A 24,073-nucleotide genomic window follows, 5' to 3' on the forward strand; every position below is an offset into this window, starting at 1 on the left:
GACTACACCTCCCCTTTCTGATGAGGAATTTTGTACAACTTAGGTCTGGTGCCTAAGTGGACTTTGTCGCGATACACTACTTCCGTCTTCAGCACGCGATTGATTTCGCTCTCAGGATCGTTGAGATCACCAAACGTCAGTGCTTTAGTCGGACAAGATTCAACACACGCCGGCAGTTTGCCCTGTGCCAAATTGGTGTCTCGACAGAAGTTACATTTATCCGCTGATTTGTTTTCAGGGTTAAAGAAACGTACTTGATAAGGACACGCGGCTAAGCAGTAACCACAACCAACACATTTCTCTTGATGAACGTCGATAATGCCGGTTTCTTCGTCTTTGTAAGCAGCGCCTGTAGGGCAAACATAAACACAAGGTGGATTTTCACAATGTTGGCAAGATTTACGGGTAAAACGGTAATCAACATCAGGAAACTCGCCTTGTGGCTCACTGCGAATGATTTCTAAGCGCGACACGCCTTCCGGCACATTATTCACTTCACGACACGCTTCGGTACAAGCCGTACAGCCAATACACGCCGTTTCATCGTGGAGCATGCCGTAACGTTTTTCACCCACCTGCTCGACATTGGCGAGCGTCTTACGGCTATTCAAAACCGCAGTACCCGCAACACCTGTGGTAAAAATCAACGCACCAGTGCCAGCGATGAAATTTCGTCTAGAACAACTCATCTCACTCCTCCTTTTTGTTTTGATTAAAGTCAGAGTGGCAATCCACGCACAGTTTTATCTGAGACTTACGGTCTAAGCTCAGCACTTTCGTTTTACTGGCGTGAACATCATGACAGTTCGAACAAGTCAGATTCTTTGCGTGCACGTCGTGTGTCCAGTTATCTTCGCGCAAGTATTTGGGCTGGTGACAATCGGTACACTGACTGTTCGCTTTGAGTATCTCGGATGGGTCTAAGAACACTTTGTCCGTACCTTGCTGCGATTGCGCGCTTGAGTACTTAGTGACTTTAGGCGCACCTTCACGGTGATCCGGACCTATGTTGTTATGACATTCGGTACAATTGACTTCACGGCCAAGGATCTTGTGCGCATCTTCGCCATGAGAGCCTTGTAACGTTTCTTTGGCATCCTTATGACATTGGACACATTTATAGTCCTTGTCACGGATAAGAGTAACTTCATGGCGAGCGTTTTGGCCTTCAGATTGCAAGCTTGAAGTGTCGGCAACGGCATGAAGAGAATAACCATAGAGGCAGAATGCGAGAAGTGATTTCAGCATTATGACTATGGCCAACTTTATATTGCCCATATTATCCTTTCCTTATTCCGGAGTTATATTCATCAAAATAAACATAATGTTCCGGTAAAAATTAATACCCTCTGACACTAAATTTAAATAGTGCCAAATGAGATCAATTCTTATTTTGAATAAGCCACAACGCTTCAATAAATATATTACTCCTATGACTCTTAAGAGGTAGATAAATCTGTCTAAATATCGATCTTTATCACCTTTATTTAACTAAGGTCATTGGCATTAAATATTTGATTATTAATAGACAACATTATCTAATACCTTGATACTACAACTACCCCTTTAGGGGTATATGAAATTAACTTTGGCATAAGTCACATATCAAACTTGATCTAAAACAATGATTAATCTTTAGCCTCTTATTTTGTTCTAACCTATTAATTAGAATTTAAAACAGTTCTCCAATTCTTTATTTTGATATAGCCAGTTCACAACGCTGTTTATAAAAATCAGAATCATGGAGATAGCACTGTGAAACAATTGCACTGGATACCAAAATCCGCAGCGGCAATGATATTGTTGGTCAGCTCAGCGATGAGCACCGGCAGCTTAGCTGCGTCTGAAGAAAAAGGCTTAATCGACCCACGTAACCAAGCGTACGAACAAGATCACCCCGATCAGTACCAGTCTTGGAAAGCAACATCTGAGAGCGAACATATAGAAGATGCATTAGCCGAAGATCCTAACATGGTCATCATGTGGGCGGGTTATGGTTTTGCTAAGGACTACAATAAGGCACGTGGCCACTTTTACGCACTCGACGATGTGCGACAAACTTTGCGTACCGGCGGTCCAACTGATGCTAACTCAGGTCCAATGCCGATGGCGTGCTGGAGCTGTAAAAGCCCAGATGTTGGCCGCGTAATCGAAGAGCGTGGTGAAGATGGCTACTTTGAAGGTAAATGGGCGCGACTAGGCGACCAGATTGCTAACCCTATTGGCTGTGCAGACTGCCATGACACGGGCAGCGAAGCGTTCAAGAATGGGGAACCAGCACTGGCACTGGCGAAACCGTATGTTGAGCGCGCGTTCCAAGCGATCGACAAACCTTTCGATAAACAATCGCGTTTGGACCAACAAGCGTCTGTATGTGGTCAATGTCACGTAGAGTACTACTTCACCGGTCCAACCAAAGCAGTGAAGTTCCCTTGGGATATGGGCACCAGCGTAGACGATATGGAGAAATACTACGACGCGCTTAACTTCAAAGATTGGACGCACAAAGTATCCAAAGCGCCAATGTTGAAAGCACAGCACCCAGGCTACGAAACATGGCGAGAAGGCATCCACGGTAAAAACAAAGTGGTGTGTGTCGACTGTCATATGCCAAAAGTGACCAAAGAAGACGGCACCGTCTATACCGACCACAAAGTCGGCAATCCGTTTGACCGCTTCGAAGACACGTGTGCCAACTGTCATACTCAGTCGAAAGACCAACTGCGCGAAATCGTCTCTTCACGTAAAGCTCAAGTACTTAACATGAAACTAACGGCAGAGAAGCAGATCGTCGCAGCTCACTTTGAAGCGGGCGCAGCGTGGGATGCAGGTGCAACCGAAGCTGAAATGTCTGACATTCTGCAAGACATCCGCCATGCACAATGGCGCTGGGACTACGCAATTGCCTCTCACGGCGTACACATGCACGCACCTGAAGTCGCGCTAGAAGTGTTGGGTACCGCAGTCGACAGAGCAGCCGATGCACGTACGAAGCTGGCTCGCTTACTGGCAACCAAAGGTATGACTGAAGCCGTCGCGCTACCTGACATCTCAACCAAAGAGAAAGCGCAACAGGCATTGGGCATGGATATGGAACAAATGAAAGCTGAGAAGAAACACTTCTTAGAAACCGTAGTTCCTGAATGGGAAAAAGCAGCGGAGAAACGTGAGGCCAGCTACCAATAGTGGCCATCTCGTTAACAAAAAAGCCGGCAAGTCGCCGGCTTTTTCATATCTGTTAATTCAGTTCTTGTCTATTTCAATAACTGCTTGGCTTGGTTAAGCGAGTGAATGATTGACACTCGGTCTAAGTCTCTATGCTGTGAGTCGAGCATCTGCGCCCAAACATCGATCGCTTGCTGATAACGAGAGCTGACAAAGTGGTCGTTGGCAATCAATGACAATGCCGTGAGATTAGCGTTGTCCAACGCCAACGCCTGTTGCAAAAGGTCGCTAACCGCAGTCGTCATTTGTTGCTTGTTCAGGTAGTAAAGTGCGGTGGCTTTCGCGGCCAATTGGCTTGCACTAGGTTCATCACTTAATCGCAGCGCGTAATCAAAACAGGTCAACGCAGATTTAAAGTCCTGCTCGTTCACATACCCGTGTCCGAGTTGAAACCAAAGTTCGGCCTGATTCGGGTCTTGCTTAAGCTTGGTTTGAATCTCCAACATCTGCTGGTCGTGGCTTAGTACTCCACGCTCTAACACCACCTGCTCCGGCGGCGTCCCGCGTAACCAAAGAAATACCGGTATCGCCAACGCAGCGCCAGCAATAACAACTTTATTCATGGAGTCAGCCTCTGTGGTATTTCTCAATTAAGAAAGCAGTATAACGTGGTACGATAGCTATATCTTTGATCCAGCAATAGTTATCACATGATGAAGAAAAAGGTCGTTCCATCGCAGGAAACTCAGCAGGAAGCAATGAAAATTGCCAAGGCCACTCAAAAGCCAGGCCAGACGAAAGAACAAACGAAACTGATCTCTCAAGGCATAGAAAAAGGCATCGCTTTATACAAAAAGCAGCAAAAAGAAAAAGCGCGACAAGCGGACAAAGCCAAGAAGAAGGTTCAGAGAACAAAACAAACTCAACAGACTGATGTGGATGACAGCGTTGAAACCACAGTTCTCAAGAGCACAGAGTCGACCAACTCGGCACTTATTCCGTGGGTGTTATTAGTGGTCAGTTGGGTGGGATTTGCTGTCTACTTAACGCAGTTCCAGTAGTACAAATAAAAAATCGCGCCAACCAATTGGCGCGATTTTAGCGTTATCGAATGAATGGTGTATGGCGATGAGTGCCCATACACAGAGACATAGAAATCTATTTAAGCTTTAAAGCCCAGACTTGCAGCAATCGCAGATTCTCTATCTAAGACCCATTGACTATCGAATGGGCCCCAATCGGACAGTTGATAATAGCCGTCGTTATGGCGACGCCCATCTTGAACAAACATCAACTCTATGCCGATTCCCGGCAGTGCCTTAATCACATCTTGAATGGTTCGGCGTGGCCAACCTGTTTTCTCGATTAGTTTTGGCACGTTTGGTCGCTCTAAACTCTCTACGAGTAGTGCTAAATACAGTCGCCTTGCAAAAACAGGACTCAGTTCCATTGATACCTCCTATAAATTTCTAAGGTCATTATTTCTGTTTTACGCGACATTGTGTTGCGTTTGATCAATAACTCTACGATCGCTATTGATTGCTATGGCTTTTATTCGACTTATGAAATATCTCCATCACACTTTTGTCTCTCCCGACTGTTCCTGATAGGATGCTGCAATAGCAAAAATACAAACTAAGTCACTTTTCCAAAGGGTTATTTATGACAATTACCATGTATGGCATTCCTAACTGCGACACAATCAAAAAAACTAAGAAATGGCTAGAAGCAGAAGGCGTGGAATACCAGTTTCATGATTACCGTAAACAAGGCGTCGACAAGGCGATGGTTGAAAGCTTTTGCCAACAGCTAGGCTGGGAAAACGTACTCAACAAACGCGGAACCACTTACCGTCAACTGACGCAAGAACAAAAAGATAACCTCAATGAAGCCAACGCCATTGAGTTATTGGTTGAACAGCCAGCGATGATCAAGCGCCCAATTCTGGTTGTAGGCAACGACTACCACTTAGGTTTCAAAGCCGATCAATACGCCGCTATTTTTTCATAATTTTTCGTAAGGATTTCAAGGATGACTGACAGCCCTACTCTGGCTCTCGCAAAAGATTTAATTAGCCGCCAATCGGTAACCCCAGAAGACGCAGGTTGCCAAGACGTGATGATCAAGCGTCTTAAAGCTTTGGGCTTTGAAATTGAGGTCATGGTATTTGAAGATACCACCAACTTTTGGGCTCGCCGTGGTAAAGAGGCTCCATTATTTGCTTTCGCTGGACACACAGACGTGGTTCCGGCTGGCAAGCTAGAACAATGGGATACCCCACCGTTTGAACCGACAATCAAAGACGGTTTCCTCCACGGTCGTGGCGCTGCTGACATGAAAGGCTCACTGGCGAGTATGGTGGTCGCGGTAGAGCAGTTTATTGCTGAAAACCCAGACCATAAAGGCTCGATTGGCTTTTTGATCACCTCGGACGAAGAAGGTCCGTTCATCAATGGTACGGTACGCGTGGTTGAAGCCTTGATGGCGCGTGGCGAAAACATCGACATGTGTATTGTTGGCGAACCCTCCAGTACCGAAGTGGTTGGCGACGTAGTGAAAAATGGTCGTCGTGGCTCAATCACTGGTGACCTAACGGTGAAAGGCGTGCAAGGTCACGTTGCTTACCCTCACTTAGCGAAAAACCCGGTTCATCAATCTCTGCTGGCCATTCACGAATTGGCGACAACCGAGTGGGACCAAGGCAACGACTACTTCCCACCGACCAGTTTCCAAATCCCTAACGTACACGCAGGCACAGGCGCCTCAAACGTGATCCCTGGTGAGTTCAACGTGCAGTTTAACCTACGTTTCAGCACCGAATTGAACAACGAAGCCATCGTGCAGCGCGTTACCGAAACCTTGGACAAACATGACCTCGATTATGATCTTAAGTGGACGTTCAACGGCGACCCGTTCCTGACCGATACCGGTGATTTGCTGGATGCCGTTGTGGATGCGGTGGATGCGGTCAATCAAACTAAACCTGCGCTATTGACGACAGGCGGTACGTCCGACGGTCGATTTATCGCGCGTATGGGCGGCCAAGTGGTCGAGCTTGGTCCAGTGAACGCGACGATCCACAAGGTGAACGAGTGCGTCAAAGTTGACGACCTAGAGAAGCTGACGCAAATGTATCAGAGAACGCTGGAGAATCTTCTCGCGTGAGCATGAGTGCTGAGCAGTTAACTGGAAAAGTATCCACCCACTTGGTGGATACTTTCGTCGGACAAAAATCGTTTCTCGTCCACCCGCAGGTCGCGCAAGACTTGTTGGCACTGAAAGACGCGGCGACGCAAGCCGGATTTAACTTGTGTCTTGCCAGCGGCTTTCGTGACTTTGAACGCCAAATGCTGATCTGGAATCGAAAAATGGCCGGTGAAACGACTATCTTAGATAGTCAAAGCCAACCAATGGACGTGGCTACACTCTCGGAGAGAGAGAAAGTACTGGCGATTTTACGTTGGTCTGCCCTACCCGGTGCAAGTCGTCACCATTGGGGAACCGATTTCGACCTCTATGACCGAGACAGTTTACCGCAAGGCGTTAGCTTACAGCTCGAACCTTGGGAGTACCTAACAGGTCACCAACAGCCGTTTTACGCTTGGTTAAAACATCATCTCGCCGATTTTGGCTTCTTTTTTCCGTATCAAGAAGATAGGGGCGGCGTGGCTTGCGAACCTTGGCATATCAGCCATCGTGCGACAGCACAGAGTTGTTTGGCTCAGTTGACTCTGGAAGTATTACAACAACAGATCCAAACCAGCGCTCTGATCGGCAAAGAAGTAGTACTCGATAATCTCGAAAGCATATACAATCAATTCATTACAAACATCTCTCAATAAGGGGGAAAGATGGAATGGTTAACGAACCCTTGGGTTATCATTGTCATCGTCTTGAGCGTGATCATCGGTAATATTGCGGCGTTAAAGTACACCGCGAAGATGAAATTTAACCTCAAGAGTCGACAGCCGAAAACGCCCCCGACTGACGTTCGAGATGAGAACGAAGAGAATAAAAAAGACCCGCAATAACTGCGGGTCTTTTATTGTCTAGCGAATCACTTAATATGATCCCAAGAGATATTCGATACAATTCGACAGTCATCGCACTTAAAGTGGAAAATGTCATGCAGCGGCTCGTCTAGCAGCCACTCGCCACCACACTTTGGACATTTGCGTGCCTGTTCATCGGCGAGGCTTTTACCACCCACGCGATATTGGTAGTAGTAAGTCGGAATCTTAGTCACGTACTCAATGCGACCACGCAAATCCCAGCCACGACGGAATAATACACTATCGGCATCGCATATCTCGTGCAGCGCCGCGTGCTCAGCACGACACGCGCCCGCCATTTGGATCTCGTCACACGCTTGCCACTCGGTTTGCCACTTAATCACCGCTTTGTGGTCACCGTTCAGAGTTGGTCCGTTGCGATAAAGTGGGATCGGTAGCAAAGACTCACCACTGCGCAGTGGCGAACAGGTATGCACGTAAGTCGTATACAACACTTGCCAGCTTGGTGTCTCTTCTTCTGCAGCCGCCTCTGAATTTAAATCTCGCCCGAGTAAACGCACTTTAGGCGCTAACAAACAAGCTTCAGCCAACCGACCGATGCACACGTTAACGAAATCCGAGTGATACTTCGGATGCAGGCTTTCTTGCTCTGGGCAAACCGCGCGCACAAAGAATTCGCCATCGCCCATAACGATTGGAAACTCACGGCCCAGCACCTGACCGTTGTAACGCAGTGCGTCCATTAATCCGTTGATGGCTTTGTCGACCGCAGACACGGTAGTGTTGTCAAAGCATTCAAATTGAAGTTCTACTACGTACATTGTTATACCGCTGGGGTTAAATGGGTTAAGAACTCAGCCACATCTTGTGCCAACACGTCCCGTTTATCTGTACCAAGTCGCTCAAGCACAACATTACCCGTCAGGTTACAGATCGAAATCACGTCTAACTCAGCGTCGGTGGCAGCAATAAATACCGTTGGCTTAAGCTTGAGTCGACGTTGCGTCACCAAGTGACCAAGGATATTTTCTTGCAGGCGGACGAAATCATCATCGCTCCATACTTGAAGCAAACATAGCTGATTGCCGTTCCAAGTCGCTTCCATATCCGCGCTGTATTGCGACCCATAGAAGGTTTTAATGTCATCGTGCAGAGTTAACTCAATGCCATTTTCTACATTGGTAAAATCGGCGGCTTGTTCGCGCTGATAAGCTTGCCACTCAACGTGATCCGCGTGTTTTTTCTCGACACACGGGGAAACCAAGTCCACTAACTCTTCGCTGGTAGGTAAATGTCCATGCTTTTCGAGGTAAGCTTGGCGGTAGTTTTCACTGAATGAGAGCAACGCTTGCAAGGCATTATCAGCCATTAGAATCTCCAATTTCATCGCGACACCACAGAGTTTAAGCACATCAGCGCTTATTTAGGTGGGTATCAGTATTCGCTTTTAGGCGCGGGATTTCGTAAAATTCTCGACATTCTAATAGAAAATGAACCTAAGTATGAGCAAATATTCTGATGCAAAAGAGTTGGCGGGTCTGACTCTGGGTCAAAAGACCGAGTACGCGAATCAATACGATCCCACTCTACTGCAACCAGTGCCACGTAGCCTAAACCGAAATGACCTCGAACTTGGCGAACAATTGCCGTTCAAAGGCTGCGATATTTGGACTCTTTACGAGCTTTCTTGGCTGAACGAAAAAGGCCTACCACAAGTTGCGGTCGGTGAAGTATCGATTCCCGCCACCAGCGACAATCTAATCGAATCAAAATCGTTTAAGCTGTATCTCAACAGTTTTAACCAAACTCGTTTTGCCAGTTGGGACGAGGTCGAAGCAACACTAAAGAAAGATCTTTCTGCCTGCGCAGGTGAAGAAGTTGGCGTCACGGTACGCTCTGTGGTTGACTACACAGACTCCGTGATCGTGACAATGGACGGCGATTGCATTGACGACCAAGACATCGAGATCCTAAGCTACGACTTTGATGACTCTTTACTCCAAGGCGCAACCTCAGAGCAAATCGTCGAAGAAAGCTTGCACAGCCACCTGTTGAAATCTAACTGCCTGATCACGAATCAACCAGACTGGGGCAGCGTTGAGATTCAATATCGCGGCCAACAAATCGACCGTGAAGCGTTGCTGCGTTACATCGTGTCGTTCCGTGAACACAATGAGTTCCACGAGCAATGTGTTGAACGTATTTTTACCGACATCATGAAATACTGCCAACCTGAGAAGCTGACGGTTTACGCGCGTTACACTCGACGTGGCGGCTTGGACATCAACCCGTACCGCTCGACTGAGCAAGCTCAGCCAAACCATAACCAAAGAATGGCTCGCCAATAAGGAAAAAGAATCGGATGGCTAAATTACGCTGGGCGCGCTGGCTAGGCGCACTTGTTCTGCTGCTGACCACGCACGTTGCGACGGCAACGGTCTACTCATCGACTATGCTTAGTGAAGCCAATAGTCTGGTTGATATTGTACCTAAGCAGTCTAAGCAACTCGCCAGCAACTATTTGGCTCAGCGTACCCTATCCGCTCAAACCGAGCAGAGTCCTTCTTCGGTATCACGCGATGAAAGTGATAGTCGCACCCGTTCGCCTGGCAGCTCTATCGATGCTCTGAGAATCCTCGCGCGCGCCGAGTTCAATTTGGGCAATCAGCACATTGCTCTGCAACATCTCGCGGAAGCAAAAGGCTTAGCCACCAAATATAACCTGCCGTTTTTAAAACTGGATTTGCAGTTGCTCGACATCCGAATGCGTTGGCTGATGTCTGGAGACTCACGTGCGGCCCTATCGGCATTGGATGACTGGCAAACAAGCTTCGAACAAATTCAGAATCCGCAGCAATTAGCGCGTGGACTCCAGTACAAGATGACCATGTTAAAAGCCGATATCGCCTCAGTTGATGGCCTATCGAGCAAAGCGGAAAGCTTGTATCAAATTGCTAAAGCACACGCCGATGAATCGAAATCGAACTATACCTCGATTCAATTCCATACCACTTTAGGTAAGCACTACCTTGCCAACAAGCAATATAACCTTGCGCTTTCAGAGTTACTGCTGAGCTATTGGAAAGCGATCGAAAGCGACTCCGGCATTTTGCTTGCAGAAGTAAACCGCACCCTAGGCCAGCTATTTTACGAACGCCGCGTACTGGATAAAGCCAGCGAACACTTGTCTCAAGCGGCTGACTTTTATGACAACTACGAAAATTCACCTTTACTGGCACCAACACTGAAACGTATCGGTGACATTAATTACGACCAAGGCAAATACAATCTCGCTCTGGTTCATTACTTCAACGCGATGGACCACGAACGAATCCAAAGTAACGTGGAAAGCGTGATTGATATCCGAATCTCTCTCGCCGCAACCTACTTACATTTGGTGAACTACCCGCTCGCCGAGCAATACCTAGACCGTGCACAAACTCTGCTTGAATACGCGGATATTCCTAGACTGAAGGCTCATGCCTTACTATTAGAAGCTGGATTGGCGAGCTATAAACAAAATGCCGATGCGGTCCTGAGCAACGCCCAGCAAGCTTTGGCTATTGCAAAACAAACTGGTGATGTCAGCGCACAAAAGTCAGCTTATCAGCTTATTTATTTGGGCTATGAACTTAGCGGTGACTATCAGAATGCGCTTGAGTATTTAAAGCACTACAACTCGCTGGCGCTGATTGAACAAGAAAAGCTCGACCTGATCAGTGAAGACGCATTCCGCCAACAAAAAGAATTCGTCGAGCAAACATTACACTTAGTTGGACAGAAAAAAGAGCTGGAAAAAACCCATAACGAGTATTTAAAGTTCCAGAAGATCACCTTCACTTTATTTATCATCAGCGCATTGTTGTTTATTTTTATTTTGCGTCGTGGACATATCATCAGTGTGCAACGCGAAGAACTCGACCGATTAAATAACGATCTATTTACCCACTCCCGTTCGGGATTAAAAAACCTACGGATGCTAAATGCAAAACTTCCAGTATCTTTAGAAGAAAGCATCAATAAATTCGAAAAATGGCATGTTGGCGAGCTAATTCATGAGCCACTCAACGACCGCCTACGTTTTACCATGATTGACGTTCCTTTCCTGCGTAATATGTATTTACAGCATGGCTATGAAGAAGGACTTAAACTGGAAAGAGCGTTCGGCGAATATTTAAGAGAGCGTGTTAAACACCCAGCGCGTATCTATCATTTTTCAGACGCAAACCTGCTCTATATCGAACCCAACAGCGAGCAAGAGACCGATCCTGAATTGGTGTTTAACAAAATTCAGCAATGGGTCGCAGAATTTGAACCAAAACGTAATATCAATCGTATCATTAGAATGGGAATGGCAGACTACCCTTTCCTACCCAGGGCTTATACTGCGGTCAACGATAAGGAATTGGTTGATATTCTACTGATGTCAACCAGCACTGCCCGCACATTAAGCATGAAAGAGCACTGCAGCCAATGGGTGTACCTGAAAGCGATTGAAAATGCACCAGCGGCAAGTTTGGCGACAGGAAATATTCGGAAAGCGTGTAAACATTCAATTAATCAAGGGCTAATTAAAGTTCATTCTTCTTATAAGAATGAGGAGAGTATCAAAAAATTATTAAAAGATGAATAAATCCTCAGCAATCGAGCATATTAAGCGGTGACGAGATTTATTATTTTGATACTATCTATAGATTCATAAATAAGAGTGGATACTGTCCGCTGGTCTGTAAGTTTAGTTTTCTATGGGCGTTCTAGAACAAGAGCTTCACGAATTAAAATCTCAATTAGAACAACTTCGGTTGACACAAAGAGATGCGTCGTTCAAATTTACTAGAGAGCAAAAGGTACTCAAGCGTATTATTGCGTCGATGACCGACGCCTATAAAAGCGAGAACCCACGATTACAGGCTGGTTTAAGAGAGCTAAAAAAAGCCATTGAGCAACAACAAGACGTAAGCTCCCTCATTCCAAAATTGGCCGTACTCGAACGCTTGCTCAAACAACAAGGCGTGGCTATGGACAAACAGACGGAACACTTAGATTCGCAGATTAAGCACAGCGGAGAGACACTGCTTCGCCTTGCTGGCTTACCGACAAAAATCAAACGAGACCTCAGAGATCTACTGAGCTACTCAAACGGGATTAAAAGGCCAAACACAGAGCAAGCGATGAAGCTTCTTGGTCTCTATGAACGTTCTGTCAAAATCATTACCGCTAACCCAAACACGCTTCTCAACCAAATTTCAAATACTTCTGACAGAGAGTTATTGCTACGACTTTCTGACCAATTACAGAATTTCATTACCGAACTCGACTTCGAAGGCGAATCCGGTGACCAACTCGCAGATATCCGCGCTAAACTTTTGGTCGGTGTGAACACACACGAGCTGCTTGAGCTAACGCTACAAACGTTAAAATTGGTTATTGATGGCACGCACTACGAGCGTAAAACCTCGGAACAGTTTCTTGAACAGGTGAATACTTCCCTCGCCTCTTCGATGAAAAGCTCGTCACAAAATGCCCACCAATCGCAAAGCTATTTCGAACAGCGTCAGGAAATGAATGAAGAGCTGTCAGAGTTGATCACCAAAACCAGTTCGACCGTCAAAGACGCGACCGAATTGTCGGCACTACGCAGCGAAGTTAGTCCGCTTATCGACCAACTCACCTCAGTTTCAGAGCGTTTGCGCCACGCTGAGCAACGCGAACAAGCGCTGATTGAGCGTATGAATCACGGTAAGAACCAACTCGAAGCGCTGTTTGAACTGACGCAAGACTATCGCCGCCGCCTAGAAGATCAGGCGCAACGCATCTTGCTTGATCCTCTGACTAAAGTTCACAACCGCACCGCATTTTCCGACCAGTTGGAGATTGAATATCGCCGCTGGATAAGAACCCAGCACAACCTACGTGTGGTACTGCTTGATATCGACGGGTTCAAATCCATCAATGACAGCTTTGGCTATACCGCTGGTGACAAGGCGCTGAAAATCATCGCGCGTACCATCAAAGGTGCAACCAACGACCAAGATACCGTCGCTCGCTTTGGTGGCGAAGAATTTATTATGATTCTACCGGAGCGCTCAGATACCGACTGCTTCCAACTGATCCAAAAAATTCAGACTCAGGTATCTAAATTACCGTTTAAGTTCCGCGACCAACACCTGACTATCACACTGTCGGCAGCCAGCACCTCGTTCCAAGAGTCCGACACCCCAGAAGAACTACTCGAACGACTCAACCGTCTACTCAAAGAAGGCAAATCACGTGGCGCCAGCCAACTGATGTGGAAATAACCCACGCAGTTCTACCAATGTCATATAAATATCAATCAGTTAGACTTTTGTTACAAAAAACGTGCTAAGCTAGTTATTACCTTGTCGTTCTGTTGTTATCACGATTAGGCCACCATAACTAGTAACTCATGGAGAGTTCGATTCTAGTCAAGGAGATTACTATGATCACTCATATCAGTCCGGCTGGTAGTATGGATCTTCTCTCTCAACTCGAAGTTGAGCGCCTTAAGAAAACCGCCTCCAGTGATCTGTACCAACTCTACCGTAACTGTACCCTTGCGGTACTGAACTCTGGTAGTCACACAGACAACTCCAAAGAACTTTTAGACAAATACAAGTCGTTTGATGTTAACGTCGTGCGCCGTGAGCGCGGGATCAAGCTTGAACTGACTAACGCGCCAGACCACGCCTTTGTTGATGGACACATTATCAAAGGTATTCAAGAGCACTTGTTCTCGGTGCTACGAGACATTGTTTACGTCAACATGCACTTGGCAGACAACCAGCGTCTGAACCTGACCAACGCCAGCCATATCACCAACTTGGTGTTTGGTATTTTGCGTAACGCAGGCGCGCTAACGCCAGGAATCGAACCGAATCTCGTGGTGTGTTGGGGCGGGCACTCAATCAACCCAACTGAATATCAATACACACGTGAAGTCGGCCATGAACTGGGCTTGCGTGAGCTGAACATCTGTACCGGTTGTGGTCCGGGTGCGATGGAAGGCCCAATGAAAGGGGCGGCGATCGGTCACGCAAAACAGCGTTATTATGACCAACGCTACCTTGGTCTGACAGAACCTTCGATCATCGCGGCTGAGCCACCAAACCCGATCGTCAACGAGCTGATCATCATGCCGGACATCGAAAAGCGTCTTGAAGCGTTTGTTCGTATGGCGCATGGCATTGTGATCTTCCCAGGCGGCGCAGGCACAGCCGAGGAGTTGCTGTACATCTTGGGCATTATGATGCACCCAGAAAACGGTAATCAACCGTTGCCAATCGTACTCACTGGTCCGAAAGAAAGTGAAGAGTACTTCCGTTCAATCGACCAATTTGTCGGTGATACATTGGGTGAAGCGGCGCAGCGACACTATGAAATCGTAATTGATGATCCGGCTCGCGTTGCGAGAATTATGAAACGCGGCATGGAAGACGTTCGCCAGCACCGCAAAGACACAGGCGACGCTTATAGCTTTAACTGGTTATTGAAAATCGAACCGGAATTCCAGTTGCCGTTCGAGCCAACACACGAAAACATGGCGAGCCTAGACTTGCACCTTAACCAACGTCCAGAAAACTTAGCCGCAGCATTGCGCCAAGCATTTTCCGGCATTGTGGCGGGTAACGTCAAAGCCGATGGTATCCATGAGATTGAGAAATATGGCCCATTTACCTTAGACGGTGACTTGAGCCTGATGAAGAAGATGGACAAGCTTCTGCGCGACTTTGTCGAGCAAGACCGCATGAAGCTACCTGGCGGCACAGCTTACGAGCCGTGTTACCGAATCAAGACTGGCGACTAGTCGCTGGTAATCTATCACTCATCCGATACAATAAGGGCTTCATTGCCCTTATTTTTTTAGCTTCTATGTCTATTCATCTTGTTATTATCGACGCCCTCAATCTTATTCGCCGCGTGCATTCTGCCCAGCCGGATCCCAACGATATAGCAAGAACCATTACCACCACGACGCGTACGCTGAATAAAATCATTAAAGAGTCTCAACCTACCCATATCATCGCGGTGTTTGACCACCACCTTCAAGACCGTGGTTGGCGAGCGGATATCCTCCCTGAATACAAACAAAACAGAAAGCCGATGCCAGAACCACTGATGGAAGGACTGGAGTCGATTCAGGATGCATGGTGGAAGTTAGGTATTGATTCGCTCCTGTCAGAAGGCGATGAAGCGGATGATTTGGTCGCAACCTTGGCAGTAAAAGTGGCGGAGCATAATGAGAAAGTGACGATTATCTCGACCGACAAAGGGTATTGTCAGTTGCTTTCACCGACGCTGCAAATCCGCGACTATTTCCAACATCGATGGTTGGACGAGCCGTTTATCGAAAAAGAATTTGGCGTCAAACCAAAACAGCTAGCCGATTACTGGGGCTTAGCGGGAGTGAGTTCGAGCCAAGTACCTGGCGTAGCAGGGATTGGACCAAAAGCAGCCAAAGAGATCCTGACTCAGTTCAACGATATTGAGCAAGCGTATGCCAGCGAAGAGCTGCCGGCTAAATACCGCAAAAAGCTCGACGAACACATTGACGCGGCACGTAAGTCGAAGCAAGTATCTGCGCTAAAAACCGATATCGAGCTGGGTTTTAACTTGCAAGATTTACGTTACAACGGTCCCAACGAAGTCTAGCAACTGGCAAATTACAGACATTAAAAAAGGCTCTGAAATCAGAGCCTTTTTCGTATCGATAGTGCGATTAATGCGGGGAGATGTTCGACAAACACTGAATGTGCACCGTGATCTCTTCGCGGTCATGGTATAAGTGTTTCGCTTGCAGTCTGAACTTCACGCCATGCTCTTTAAGAAAGATTTTCAGGTTTTCGATATCTTCCAACACTTCGTCATAACGGCCTTTCATCGGCAGTTTTAGGTTAAAGATCGCTTCTTTCGCCCAACCGCTGATGATCCACTCACCCATCAGTTGCGCAACGCGAGACGGTTTTTCCACCATATCACAGATAAGCCAAGTCACGTTCTTACGCGCAGGCTCAAACTTAAAGCCGTCTTCTTGGTGATGCTTAACCTGACCAGTTTCCATCAGGCTGTCTGCCATCATGCCGTTATCAACCGCATGAACAAACATCGAGCGTTTCACCAGTTGGTAAGTCCAACCACCCGGACAGGCACCTAAATCAACACCCCACATACCAGGCGCTAGGCGTTCATCCCATTCGTCACGCGGGATGAATACATGGAAGGCTTCTTCCAGTTTCAGTGTGGAACGGCTCGGCGCATCTGCTGGGAATTTCAGGCGCGGAATACCCATAAAGAATTGCGAGTTGTTTGACGGCAACGAGTAACCGACAAAACAATGCCCCGGCGCGACAAAACAGATGTGCAATACCGGTTTTTTCGGGCTGTCTTTCGGAAATAGAATGCCTTTACCACGCAACGCTTGGCGCATCGGTACCGTAAACTTACGGCAGAACTTGAGCAGTTCTTTTGCTTCGTTGGTATCTGGTGTTTCGATACGGATGTCACCGCAACGAGGCATACTTTCAACGTCGCTCAATTGGTCAAGAATTGGCGAAATGCGGTCTTCACGTGGCAGTTCTTGGATTTCAGTCGCAACAGCAAACATCTGACGAGCGAAAATCAATGACTTGAAATCGAGTCCTTTTACCAACTTTTCAGCGTCGCCGTCTTGGTAACATTCAAACAGGACGTAGCCCGTGTTGTTTTTCAGGCGAGGGAAACCGAACACTTCAAGTTGCGTCGCGCGGTCTTGAATTTCTCCTGCACATTCTTTCTCGAAACCTGAACGGCAGTAGAGCATTACCTGTTTCACTGATTCACCTCTTTATTATGTAGCGCTGCGAAAACGAACAGTCCCCAACCTAGCATAAAAGTTACACCACCAAACGGGGTAATTGGGCCAAACCATTTAATGCCCGTTAATGCCAATGCGTAAAGACTGCCGCTAAAACAAAAGATGCCGATGATAAAGCAAATCGCAGCGAGGGCGAAATATTTTTGTGATTTCTCGGTCAAAGAAGAGCGAATTAATACTCCGCACAACAAAATAGCCAGTGCATGAACGAATTGATACTGAACGCCAGTATTAAATACTTCAATCAAATACGACGACAACACCTTCTTCAACCCATGTGCGGCAAAAGCGCCTAGTGCAACACCAATACCTGCTAACACTCCGCCAAACGCGACCAGCTGATTACTTTTCACCATATACCTCAAAAATAAATTTCGCTAAACGTTGTACCGCCAAGTCAATATTGCCCTGCTCAGTGTGACCCGATTTTTTACGTGGTTTAAAGCTGTGGTCACCGTCGGGCAAAAACTCAACTTGTACACTCGATGATAGAGCAAAGTCGCTAAACTCTTCCTTTTTGCCAAAGGTATCTCGCTCACCTTGTAAAATCAGCAGCGGCTTTGCCACAGAAGCCAAATGCTCGCCTTTGTAATTCTCAGGTTTGCCCGGCGGATGGAATGGATACCCCAGACAAGCGACCGCAGCAACGTTTTCATCATTAGCCAGCAGGCTGGCCATTCGACCACCCATGGATTTACCACCGATAATCACGCTACGCTGCTGCGCGTACTCAGCAATCACTTGTTGATAAGCTTCAAGCAGTTTTGGCGCTCGGTCTGGCGGACGTCTCTTACCATCTTCCGCGCGCTTAACCATATAAGGAAAATTAAAGCGTATCACCTGAATTCCATGCTTAGCCAAGCCTTGCGCGACGGCAGACATGAAATCATGGTCCATTCCTGCACCTGCTCCGTGAGCAAAAATAAAAATCGGCGCGCCCTGCTCTCCATCAATCAGGTAATTAGTCATCTAACAAATCCTCTTGCTCACTTTGCGCCTTCGCTAACATCCAGTCACGGAAAGTGGCGATACGCCCCATGTCGGCTTGTTTCTCATGACAAACCACATAGAACGCATTTTTGGTAACCAACACTTCATCGAATGGCGCGATCAAACGCCCTGCTTCTAACTCAGGTTGCGCCAACACGTTGTTACCCAGAGCCACACCTTGTCCATGTGCTGCTGCCTGAAGAACCATTGTCGAGTGACTAAAGATCGGGCCGTGGTTAACATTGACCCCTTCGATACCGTTCTGCTTAGCAAATTGTTTCCAATCTTTACGAGATGTATCGTGCAGTAACGTATGCTTGCTTAAATCACTTAGTGTTTCTAATGGTTTGTTACCTAAAAGTAGCGATGGTGAACAAAGTGGAATCAAAAATTCTTGATACAACTTGTCGGCACGAAGCCCCGGCCAATTACCTCGTCCATAATAAATCGCCACATCAACGTCGTCAGTCAAAGATCCTTCGTCCATGTCCACCGCTTTGATGCGAACGTCGATATCTGGCTCTTGTTGGTTAAAGTCTGCCAAACGCGGCACTAGCCACTGAATAGCAAAACTTGGCGGTAAACTGATAGTTAACGCACCTTTTTCACTGCGTTCAAGAACTTTATCAGTAGCTTCTGCTAATGAAGTGAAAATATCTTTAATGTCTAAGAAATAGCTCTGACCTTCTTCGGTAAGAAGTAGAGAGCGATTTCTTCTGCGAAAAAGCTTTAAGCCGAGGAATTCTTCTAACGCTTTAATCTGATGACTCACCGCGGCTTGAGTAACAAACAACTCTTCAGCTGCACGAGTAAAGCTCAAATGACGCGCTGCGGCCTCAAACACCTTTAATGAGTTTAACGGAGGCAATCTTCTGGACATGGCACCCTTCTTTATATGGGATTAGTTTTTTTAATCTGAAACATTATAAAATGTCCATTGCCTGACGACCAGAGAAATTCTATATTTCCCCCCGCAGTAAAGAGCCTGAACGGCTTGATTCTTATGGAATCAATTGGCACTTTGCTGCGATGTTGTGTTTGCAAACTCGTATTTCGAGTTAGGTAGGATTTCTACCACCGTTTCGTACCAAGATGGAACGAAACATACTTCCTGTATTTATTTTGACCTGTCTGTCAAATTTTTTAGCACCGCCTAGATGGCGGTGTTTTTTTATGCCATTTTTCCGCAGATACAAAAACGCCACTCCTTATTAGCTGAAGCACTATCAAGTAGTCACCGCAGCAAAGAGTGACGTTCAATAAACCGGATTCGGTTCGCTGTTTAAGTGGGTATTAGATAATAGCTGGCAATAGCTCGACGCCAAGCACACCACTTATCCCCATCACCACCAGCAGCGAGACTTTAAATACCGATTTTGACCACGCGACGTAGTTACTGTCGTCAATACTGCGAAAGGTCACCTTCGTCCACATAAAGCAAACCACAGCTGCAACCGCTAAGTATTCATACCCGGCTTCACCAAGTAAAAATAATCCCAACGATACTGCGCCAAACGCCACCACATACGCTTTCATGTGTCGGTGCGCTTTGTGAATCCCCTCTTTGACTGGCAAAACAGGAATCTCTGCATCTCGGTAGTCTTGCATGCGGAACATCGCAATCGCGTAGGAATGCGGCATTTGCCATAAGCAGAACATGGTAAACAACAGAATTGCTTCTAAGCTGATGAAGTTGGTCACCGCCAAGTAGCCCACTAATGGTGGCACGGCGCCAGAGATACTGCCAACAAGAGTGCCGTATACTGAGTTGCGTTTGTACCACATGGTGTAGAAGAACACGTAGTAGACGTAGCCGAGCAGCACCACGACCGCCGAAAGCGGATTGACTAATTGGAACAGCAGTGCCGTTCCCACCAGCAACATCGCCAAGGCATAGACAAAGGCGACATCAATATTGATGTTCCCTTTTACGGTCTCACGATTTTGTGTCCGCGCCATCTTTTGATCGATATCGCGGTCAAAAATATTGTTCACCACACAACCTGAAGCAATCACCAGCCCCACGCCAGCCAAGGTTGTTAAAAACAACGTCAGACTCGCTGGTTCTGATTTTGCGGCGAGGAAGAACCCCGCCGCAACCGAAATCAGGTTGCCGAAAATAATGCCCGGTTTGGTGATAGACAAATAACTTTTCAGCATACCCGTGCCTACAACTTCATGTTGACGTTCATGTTGTAAACAATCCAGATCGAACCAGCGATCAGGATCAGCACAACAATGGCGGTAAACATCAATGACACCAAGTTCCAACGCCCGTCTGACGTTTTCGCTTCCATGTGTAGGAAGTACTTAAAGTGCACAAAAATCTGCACCAAAGCACAGGTAAACATCACAACGTAAGTGGTGCTCGCTGGCAGCGTTTGCGCCCAGACGAAGTAGAACGGAATCACCGTTAAGATCAGCGACGCAACGAAGCCTTTTACGTAATCCGACGAGCTAGTTTCAACATGTTGGCCCATTACATCACCCCCATTAAGTAAACGATGGTAAAGACACAAATCCAAACAATATCTAGGAAATGCCAGAACAGGCTCAAGCAGTTAAAACGCATCGCCATGTTGTCATTCAGACCTTTAGTAGAAAGCTGATGATAAGCCACCGCTAACCAAATTAGACCAAAGGTCACGTGCAGGCCGTGCGTGCCAACCAGCGTAAAGAATGCCGATAGGAACGCACTGGTCTGCGGGCCATAGCCTTCTTCAATCAGGTGATGGAACTCGTAGACTTCCATACAGATAAAGCCAAGACCTAGCGCAAACGTCACTAACATCCAACGCTTGAGACCCGCCACGTCGTTACGCTTCATCGCAATAATGCCAAAACCGAAGGTGATACTACTGAATAGCAGCAGCATGGTTTCGACAAACACGAACGGCAGTTCGAAAATCTCTTTACCTGTAGGACCTGCAATCGAGTTGCTCGACAGCACAGCGTATGTCGCGAACAAGGTCGCAAACAATACGCAGTCGCTCATCAGGTAAACCCAGAACCCAAACAGCTTGTTGCCATTCGTGTCATGATGGTGATCGTGGTCATGATGAGCTGCGACATTAGTTTGCATAGGTCACCTCCAGCTCATCGCTGTTTTCGCTGTCTTTCACGGTTCCTTTCTTCGCTTCTTCTAACTGAGCTCGGCGAGCGGCTTCGATCGCTTTGATCTCTTCCACTTCAACGTAGTAGTCCACGTCATCGTTGTAGCTGTGTTGAATACACGTCACAACGATCCCCACCAAACTTGCTGCCGCTAGCCACCAGATGTACCAGATCATCGCAAAGCCAAAGACCAACGCCCAAGCCGACACATAAATACCCGTTGCCGTATTCTTCGGCATATGGATGCGTTCGTATTCCACTTCTTTCATTGGATCGAACTCGCCACTTTGCTTCTGGTACCAAAACGCGTCCAGTACATCGCCTTTTGGCAGATGAGCAAAATTGTAGAACGGCGGAGGTGAAGACGTTGCCCATTCCATTGTACGACCGCCCCAAGGGTCACCCGTTAGGTCACGGTTTTGCTCTCGGTCACGAATACTCACGTAGATTTGGATGAACTGAGACAACACGCCCAGCGCAATCACAACCGTACCCGCTGCCGCAACAGCCAATAGCGGGAAGTATTCCGGGTTGATGTCTTGGCTCAAACGACGGGTCATACCCATAAAGCCCAGCGCGTAAAGCGGCAGGAACGCCATCAAGAAACCGACAATCCACAGATAGAATGCGCGTTTGCCCCAAGTTTCATTCATGGTGAAACCGGTCGCTTTCGGGAACCAGTAAGTGATCGCCGCAAAACAACCGAACACCACACCACCGATAATCACGTTATGGAAGTGTGCGATTAGGAATACAGAGTTATGCAGAACGAAATCCGCACCCGGTACCGCCATCAGTACGCCCGTCATACCACCAACGGTGAAGGTAATTAGGAAACCTACCGTCCACATCATCGGTGTGGTAAAGCGAATGCGGCCTTTGTACATGGTGAACAGCCAGTTGAAGATCTTCACCCCGGTTGGGATAGAAATGATCATCGTCGCGATACCAAAGAACGCATTCACGTTTGCGCCAGAACCCATAGTAAAGAAGTGATGCAGCCAAACTACGAACGCCAGAATGGTAATAACGATCGTCGCCCACACCAGTGAGGTGTAACCGAATAGCTTTTTACGCGAGAAGGTTGCCGTCACTTCTGAGAACACACCAAAGATTGGCAGCACCAAGATGTACACTTCTGGGTGGCCCCATGCCCAAATCAGGTTGACGTACATCATTACGTTGCCGCCAAGATCATTGGTAAAGAAGTGCATACCCAAGTAACGGTCGAGCGTCAGCAGTGCGATGGTGACAGTCAGAATAGGGAACGAAATGATGATCAGAATGTTGGCACACAATGACGCCCACGTGAAAACTGGCATCTTCATCATTGGCATTGACGGCGTGCGCATACGCAAAATGGTGGCGAAGAAGTTCACACCCGTTAGCGTGGTACCGACACCAGATATCTGCAGCGCCCAAATCCAATAGTCGACCCCGACGCCCGGACTCGCTTCAATGCCAGACAGCGGCGGATACGCCAACCAACCGGTACGGCCAAATTCACCCAAACCTAGCGACATGTTAGTCAGGATCACACCAACTACAAACAGCCAAAAGCTCAAGTTATTCAGATACGGAAAAGCCACGTCACGTGCGCCGATTTGCAGCGGCACGATGATGTTCATCAGACCAATCACGAGCGGCATCGCAACGAAGAAAATCATGATCACGCCGTGCGCGGTAAAGATTTGGTCATAGTGATGCGGCGGCAAGTAGCCGGCTTCACCCGCAGAGGAAAGTAGCTGCTGGCTACGCATCATCACTGCGTCCGCAAAGCCACGTACAAGCATCAACATCGCTACAGCGATGTACATGAAGCCAAGTTTTTTGTGGTCTACCGAAGTAAACCATTCATTCCATAGGTATTGCCATTTTCCAGCTTTGGTCACGGCAACCACCACAGCCAATCCCACCAACGCGACGATAGCCAGCGTGATGATGATGATCGGCTCGTGATATGGAATTGAATCCAGAGTTAATCTTCCAAACATGTGATTATCCTTGGTTGTCAGGCAAACAGTTCATGGAACCCGGATGTTGGGTCACGACGTTGCTGAACAGAAACGGAGGAACACTTGAGAACAGAGTGACGGGCGCAGCGACGCTTGGCTCAGCCAGCGAGCTGTATTGCTCCCAGTCTTCGATTCGATCAGGGCTCGCTTTCACTTTTTGCACCCAGTTGAGGAATGCTGCGCGATCCGGCATTGCCGATGCGGTGAACTTCATCTGCGAGAAACCTTCGCCGCTGTAGTTCGACGCAAAGCCCTTGTAGTCCCCTTCGTGGTTAGCGATCAGATTCAACTTAGTCACCATGCCTGGCATCGCGTAAATCTGAGTACCCAAACGCGGGATAAAGAACGCGTTCATGATGTTGTCTGAAGTCAGCTTAAAGGTCACAGGTACATCTTTCGGGAACGCCACGTAGTTTACCGTTGCGATGTTTTCTTCCGGATAGATGAACAGCCATTTCCAATCAAGCGAGACCACTTCAATCGTCATCGGTTTGACATCACTCACCAGAGGTTTGGATGGCTCTAGTTCGTGGGTAGAACGCCAAGTGATGGTGGCAAGAATGGCGATAATGATGATTGGAATTGTCCATACCACCACTTCGATTTTGGTCGAGTGCGACCATTCTGGTGCGTACTCTTCGTCGGTGTTACTTGCTCGGTATCGATAAGCGAAGTAAATCGTCATCAGAATCACAGGGATCACGACGATTAACATCAGCAAAAGAGCGGTGATGATCAGCTCTTTCTCTTGGACACCAATAGCACCTTTCGGGTCAAGCAAAGCAGAATTACATCCTGAGAGCATAAGTATGACGCACGCCAAACTCCCCCTCGACAAGATGCGTTTATATCTTGAGGCTTCCATTAACTTTCTCGATGGTTGTCTGGTTTCAAAGCAAATGCCA

At 47.4% G+C, this 24,073-nt stretch carries 26 protein-coding genes; 11 read left to right on the forward strand and 15 right to left on the reverse strand.

The features are described from left to right. Positions 1 to 2 precede the first annotated feature (2 nt). Positions 3 to 689, reverse strand: a complete 687-nt coding sequence (nrfC, locus tag AKJ31_RS12870) for a cytochrome c nitrite reductase Fe-S protein (RefSeq protein ID WP_053409510.1) — start codon at positions 687 to 689, stop codon at positions 3 to 5. 1 nt (position 690) lies between these two features. Further along, the gene (gene nrfB / locus AKJ31_RS12875; RefSeq protein WP_053409511.1) at positions 691 to 1,278 is read right to left on the reverse strand and encodes a cytochrome c nitrite reductase pentaheme subunit; all 588 of its coding nucleotides are present in this window, start codon (positions 1,276 to 1,278) and stop codon (positions 691 to 693) included. A 516-nt stretch (positions 1,279 to 1,794) separates the two neighbouring features. Here nrfB and nrfA point away from each other — a divergent pair. Further along, positions 1,795 to 3,186, forward strand: coding sequence for an ammonia-forming nitrite reductase cytochrome c552 subunit (gene nrfA / locus AKJ31_RS12880; RefSeq protein WP_211263060.1), 1,392 nt, complete (start codon positions 1,795 to 1,797; stop codon positions 3,184 to 3,186). Between the two features lie 68 nt (positions 3,187 to 3,254). Here the strand turns inward: nrfA and AKJ31_RS12885 are convergent, their stop codons facing one another. Further along, on the reverse strand, positions 3,255 to 3,788 hold the full coding sequence (locus AKJ31_RS12885; protein WP_053409513.1) for a TPR domain-containing protein: 534 nt from the start codon (positions 3,786 to 3,788) through the stop codon (positions 3,255 to 3,257). 87 nt (positions 3,789 to 3,875) lie between these two features. Between AKJ31_RS12885 and AKJ31_RS12890 the strand changes: the two genes are divergently transcribed. Beyond that, positions 3,876 to 4,226: a DUF2956 domain-containing protein gene (locus AKJ31_RS12890; RefSeq protein ID WP_416340962.1), complete on the forward strand. Its 351-nt coding sequence runs from the start codon at positions 3,876 to 3,878 to the stop codon at positions 4,224 to 4,226. 101 nt (positions 4,227 to 4,327) lie between these two features. Here the strand turns inward: AKJ31_RS12890 and AKJ31_RS12895 are convergent, their stop codons facing one another. Further along, positions 4,328 to 4,615, reverse strand: coding sequence for a winged helix-turn-helix domain-containing protein (locus tag AKJ31_RS12895; protein WP_053409514.1), 288 nt, complete (start codon positions 4,613 to 4,615; stop codon positions 4,328 to 4,330). A gap of 212 nt (positions 4,616 to 4,827) precedes the next feature. Between AKJ31_RS12895 and AKJ31_RS12900 the strand changes: the two genes are divergently transcribed. The 4 genes from AKJ31_RS12900 to AKJ31_RS12915 are packed head-to-tail and all read left to right on the forward strand — an operon-like array spanning position 4,828 to position 7,196. Next, a complete protein-coding gene (locus AKJ31_RS12900) occupies positions 4,828 to 5,175 on the forward strand; it encodes an ArsC family reductase (protein ID WP_053409515.1) in 348 nt (115 codons plus the stop codon). 21 nt (positions 5,176 to 5,196) lie between these two features. Next, positions 5,197 to 6,330 (forward strand): succinyl-diaminopimelate desuccinylase, encoded by a 1,134-nt coding sequence (gene dapE / locus AKJ31_RS12905; RefSeq protein ID WP_053409516.1) that lies wholly within the window; start codon positions 5,197 to 5,199, stop codon positions 6,328 to 6,330. 2 nt (positions 6,331 to 6,332) lie between these two features. Next, positions 6,333 to 7,007 carry a M15 family metallopeptidase gene (locus tag AKJ31_RS12910; protein ID WP_053409517.1) on the forward strand — a complete coding sequence of 225 codons (675 nt, stop codon included), beginning with the start codon at positions 6,333 to 6,335 and terminating at the stop codon, positions 7,005 to 7,007. 9 nt (positions 7,008 to 7,016) lie between these two features. Next, positions 7,017 to 7,196 (forward strand): DUF2897 family protein, encoded by a 180-nt coding sequence (locus tag AKJ31_RS12915; RefSeq protein WP_053409518.1) that lies wholly within the window; start codon positions 7,017 to 7,019, stop codon positions 7,194 to 7,196. A gap of 26 nt (positions 7,197 to 7,222) precedes the next feature. Here AKJ31_RS12915 and AKJ31_RS12920 read toward each other — a convergent pair whose 3' ends face one another. Continuing rightward, the gene (locus tag AKJ31_RS12920; protein WP_053409519.1) at positions 7,223 to 7,999 is read right to left on the reverse strand and encodes a Zn-ribbon-containing protein; all 777 of its coding nucleotides are present in this window, start codon (positions 7,997 to 7,999) and stop codon (positions 7,223 to 7,225) included. A gap of 2 nt (positions 8,000 to 8,001) precedes the next feature. Further along, positions 8,002 to 8,547 carry a SecY-interacting protein gene (gene syd / locus AKJ31_RS12925; RefSeq protein ID WP_053409520.1) on the reverse strand — a complete coding sequence of 182 codons (546 nt, stop codon included), beginning with the start codon at positions 8,545 to 8,547 and terminating at the stop codon, positions 8,002 to 8,004. A gap of 133 nt (positions 8,548 to 8,680) precedes the next feature. Here syd and queF point away from each other — a divergent pair, with 133 nt between their 5' ends. The 5 genes from queF (at position 8,681) to xni (ending at position 15,848) form a co-directional block, all read left to right on the forward strand. Further along, a complete protein-coding gene (queF, locus tag AKJ31_RS12930; RefSeq protein WP_053409521.1) occupies positions 8,681 to 9,526 on the forward strand; it encodes an NADPH-dependent 7-cyano-7-deazaguanine reductase QueF in 846 nt (281 codons plus the stop codon). 14 nt (positions 9,527 to 9,540) lie between these two features. Next, complete coding sequence (locus tag AKJ31_RS12935) at positions 9,541 to 11,811, forward strand: tetratricopeptide repeat protein (protein WP_053409522.1); 2,271 nt, start codon at positions 9,541 to 9,543, stop codon at positions 11,809 to 11,811. 112 nt (positions 11,812 to 11,923) lie between these two features. After that, positions 11,924 to 13,477 carry a GGDEF domain-containing protein gene (locus tag AKJ31_RS12940; protein WP_053409523.1) on the forward strand — a complete coding sequence of 518 codons (1,554 nt, stop codon included), beginning with the start codon at positions 11,924 to 11,926 and terminating at the stop codon, positions 13,475 to 13,477. 161 nt (positions 13,478 to 13,638) lie between these two features. Then, positions 13,639 to 15,003 (forward strand): nucleotide 5'-monophosphate nucleosidase PpnN, encoded by a 1,365-nt coding sequence (ppnN, locus tag AKJ31_RS12945; protein ID WP_053409524.1) that lies wholly within the window; start codon positions 13,639 to 13,641, stop codon positions 15,001 to 15,003. Between the two features lie 65 nt (positions 15,004 to 15,068). Further along, positions 15,069 to 15,848 carry a flap endonuclease Xni gene (gene xni, locus AKJ31_RS12950; protein ID WP_053409525.1) on the forward strand — a complete coding sequence of 260 codons (780 nt, stop codon included), beginning with the start codon at positions 15,069 to 15,071 and terminating at the stop codon, positions 15,846 to 15,848. Positions 15,849 to 15,915: 67 nt separating this feature from the next. Here xni and rlmM read toward each other — a convergent pair whose 3' ends face one another. The 9 genes from rlmM to cyoA form a co-directional block, all read right to left on the reverse strand. Next, positions 15,916 to 17,007 (reverse strand): 23S rRNA (cytidine(2498)-2'-O)-methyltransferase RlmM, encoded by a 1,092-nt coding sequence (gene rlmM / locus AKJ31_RS12955; protein ID WP_053409526.1) that lies wholly within the window; start codon positions 17,005 to 17,007, stop codon positions 15,916 to 15,918. Next, positions 17,004 to 17,405 carry a DUF423 domain-containing protein gene (locus tag AKJ31_RS12960; RefSeq protein WP_416340951.1) on the reverse strand — a complete coding sequence of 134 codons (402 nt, stop codon included), beginning with the start codon at positions 17,403 to 17,405 and terminating at the stop codon, positions 17,004 to 17,006. The genes rlmM and AKJ31_RS12960 overlap by 4 nt, the downstream gene beginning before the upstream one ends. Further along, positions 17,392 to 18,018, reverse strand: coding sequence for an alpha/beta fold hydrolase (locus tag AKJ31_RS12965; RefSeq protein ID WP_053409527.1), 627 nt, complete (start codon positions 18,016 to 18,018; stop codon positions 17,392 to 17,394). The genes AKJ31_RS12960 and AKJ31_RS12965 overlap by 14 nt, the downstream gene beginning before the upstream one ends. Beyond that, entirely contained in the window at positions 18,011 to 18,919 is a 909-nt protein-coding gene (locus AKJ31_RS12970) for a transcriptional regulator GcvA (RefSeq protein ID WP_053409528.1), read from the reverse strand. Before AKJ31_RS12970 ends, AKJ31_RS12965 begins: the two co-directional genes overlap by 8 nt. A gap of 413 nt (positions 18,920 to 19,332) precedes the next feature. Beyond that, positions 19,333 to 20,247 (reverse strand): heme o synthase, encoded by a 915-nt coding sequence (gene cyoE, locus AKJ31_RS12975; RefSeq protein ID WP_211263061.1) that lies wholly within the window; start codon positions 20,245 to 20,247, stop codon positions 19,333 to 19,335. Further along, the gene (gene cyoD, locus AKJ31_RS12980; protein WP_053409530.1) at positions 20,208 to 20,519 is read right to left on the reverse strand and encodes a cytochrome o ubiquinol oxidase subunit IV; all 312 of its coding nucleotides are present in this window, start codon (positions 20,517 to 20,519) and stop codon (positions 20,208 to 20,210) included. Before cyoD ends, cyoE begins: the two co-directional genes overlap by 40 nt. Continuing rightward, entirely contained in the window at positions 20,519 to 21,121 is a 603-nt protein-coding gene (cyoC, locus tag AKJ31_RS12985) for a cytochrome o ubiquinol oxidase subunit III (protein ID WP_045954971.1), read from the reverse strand. Before cyoC ends, cyoD begins: the two co-directional genes overlap by 1 nt. Continuing rightward, entirely contained in the window at positions 21,111 to 23,147 is a 2,037-nt protein-coding gene (cyoB, locus tag AKJ31_RS12990; protein ID WP_053409531.1) for a cytochrome o ubiquinol oxidase subunit I, read from the reverse strand. Before cyoB ends, cyoC begins: the two co-directional genes overlap by 11 nt. Positions 23,148 to 23,151: 4 nt before the next feature. Continuing rightward, positions 23,152 to 24,033, reverse strand: a complete 882-nt coding sequence (gene cyoA, locus AKJ31_RS12995) for a ubiquinol oxidase subunit II (protein ID WP_083439980.1) — start codon at positions 24,031 to 24,033, stop codon at positions 23,152 to 23,154. Between the last annotated feature and the right edge of the window lie 40 nt (positions 24,034 to 24,073).

The sequence above is a fragment of the Vibrio hepatarius genome (assembly GCF_001274785.1).
Lineage (GTDB): Bacteria > Pseudomonadota > Gammaproteobacteria > Enterobacterales > Vibrionaceae > Vibrio > Vibrio hepatarius.

Excerpts from the sequence above, each read along its gene's own strand:
- nrfC (WP_053409510.1), bottom strand. The coding sequence starts at position 689 with ATGAGTTGTTCTAGACGAAATTTCATCGCTGGCACTGGTGCGTTGATT.
- nrfB (WP_053409511.1), bottom strand. The coding sequence starts at position 1,278 with ATGGGCAATATAAAGTTGGCCATAGTCATAATGCTGAAATCACTTCTC.
- nrfA (WP_211263060.1), top strand. The coding sequence starts at position 1,795 with ATGATATTGTTGGTCAGCTCAGCGATGAGCACCGGCAGCTTAGCTGCG.
- AKJ31_RS12885 (WP_053409513.1), bottom strand. The coding sequence starts at position 3,788 with ATGAATAAAGTTGTTATTGCTGGCGCTGCGTTGGCGATACCGGTATTT.
- AKJ31_RS12890 (WP_416340962.1), top strand. The coding sequence starts at position 3,876 with ATGATGAAGAAAAAGGTCGTTCCATCGCAGGAAACTCAGCAGGAAGCA.
- AKJ31_RS12895 (WP_053409514.1), bottom strand. The coding sequence starts at position 4,615 with ATGGAACTGAGTCCTGTTTTTGCAAGGCGACTGTATTTAGCACTACTC.
- AKJ31_RS12900 (WP_053409515.1), top strand. The coding sequence starts at position 4,828 with ATGACAATTACCATGTATGGCATTCCTAACTGCGACACAATCAAAAAA.
- dapE (WP_053409516.1), top strand. The coding sequence starts at position 5,197 with ATGACTGACAGCCCTACTCTGGCTCTCGCAAAAGATTTAATTAGCCGC.
- AKJ31_RS12910 (WP_053409517.1), top strand. The coding sequence starts at position 6,333 with ATGAGTGCTGAGCAGTTAACTGGAAAAGTATCCACCCACTTGGTGGAT.
- AKJ31_RS12915 (WP_053409518.1), top strand. The coding sequence starts at position 7,017 with ATGGAATGGTTAACGAACCCTTGGGTTATCATTGTCATCGTCTTGAGC.
- AKJ31_RS12920 (WP_053409519.1), bottom strand. The coding sequence starts at position 7,999 with ATGTACGTAGTAGAACTTCAATTTGAATGCTTTGACAACACTACCGTG.
- syd (WP_053409520.1), bottom strand. The coding sequence starts at position 8,547 with ATGGCTGATAATGCCTTGCAAGCGTTGCTCTCATTCAGTGAAAACTAC.
- queF (WP_053409521.1), top strand. The coding sequence starts at position 8,681 with ATGAGCAAATATTCTGATGCAAAAGAGTTGGCGGGTCTGACTCTGGGT.
- AKJ31_RS12935 (WP_053409522.1), top strand. The coding sequence starts at position 9,541 with ATGGCTAAATTACGCTGGGCGCGCTGGCTAGGCGCACTTGTTCTGCTG.
- AKJ31_RS12940 (WP_053409523.1), top strand. The coding sequence starts at position 11,924 with ATGGGCGTTCTAGAACAAGAGCTTCACGAATTAAAATCTCAATTAGAA.
- ppnN (WP_053409524.1), top strand. The coding sequence starts at position 13,639 with ATGATCACTCATATCAGTCCGGCTGGTAGTATGGATCTTCTCTCTCAA.
- xni (WP_053409525.1), top strand. The coding sequence starts at position 15,069 with ATGTCTATTCATCTTGTTATTATCGACGCCCTCAATCTTATTCGCCGC.
- AKJ31_RS12960 (WP_416340951.1), bottom strand. The coding sequence starts at position 17,405 with ATGGTGAAAAGTAATCAGCTGGTCGCGTTTGGCGGAGTGTTAGCAGGT.
- AKJ31_RS12965 (WP_053409527.1), bottom strand. The coding sequence starts at position 18,018 with ATGACTAATTACCTGATTGATGGAGAGCAGGGCGCGCCGATTTTTATT.
- AKJ31_RS12970 (WP_053409528.1), bottom strand. The coding sequence starts at position 18,919 with ATGTCCAGAAGATTGCCTCCGTTAAACTCATTAAAGGTGTTTGAGGCC.
- cyoD (WP_053409530.1), bottom strand. The coding sequence starts at position 20,519 with ATGGGCCAACATGTTGAAACTAGCTCGTCGGATTACGTAAAAGGCTTC.
- cyoC (WP_045954971.1), bottom strand. The coding sequence starts at position 21,121 with ATGCAAACTAATGTCGCAGCTCATCATGACCACGATCACCATCATGAC.
- cyoB (WP_053409531.1), bottom strand. The coding sequence starts at position 23,147 with ATGTTTGGAAGATTAACTCTGGATTCAATTCCATATCACGAGCCGATC.
- cyoA (WP_083439980.1), bottom strand. The coding sequence starts at position 24,033 with ATGGAAGCCTCAAGATATAAACGCATCTTGTCGAGGGGGAGTTTGGCG.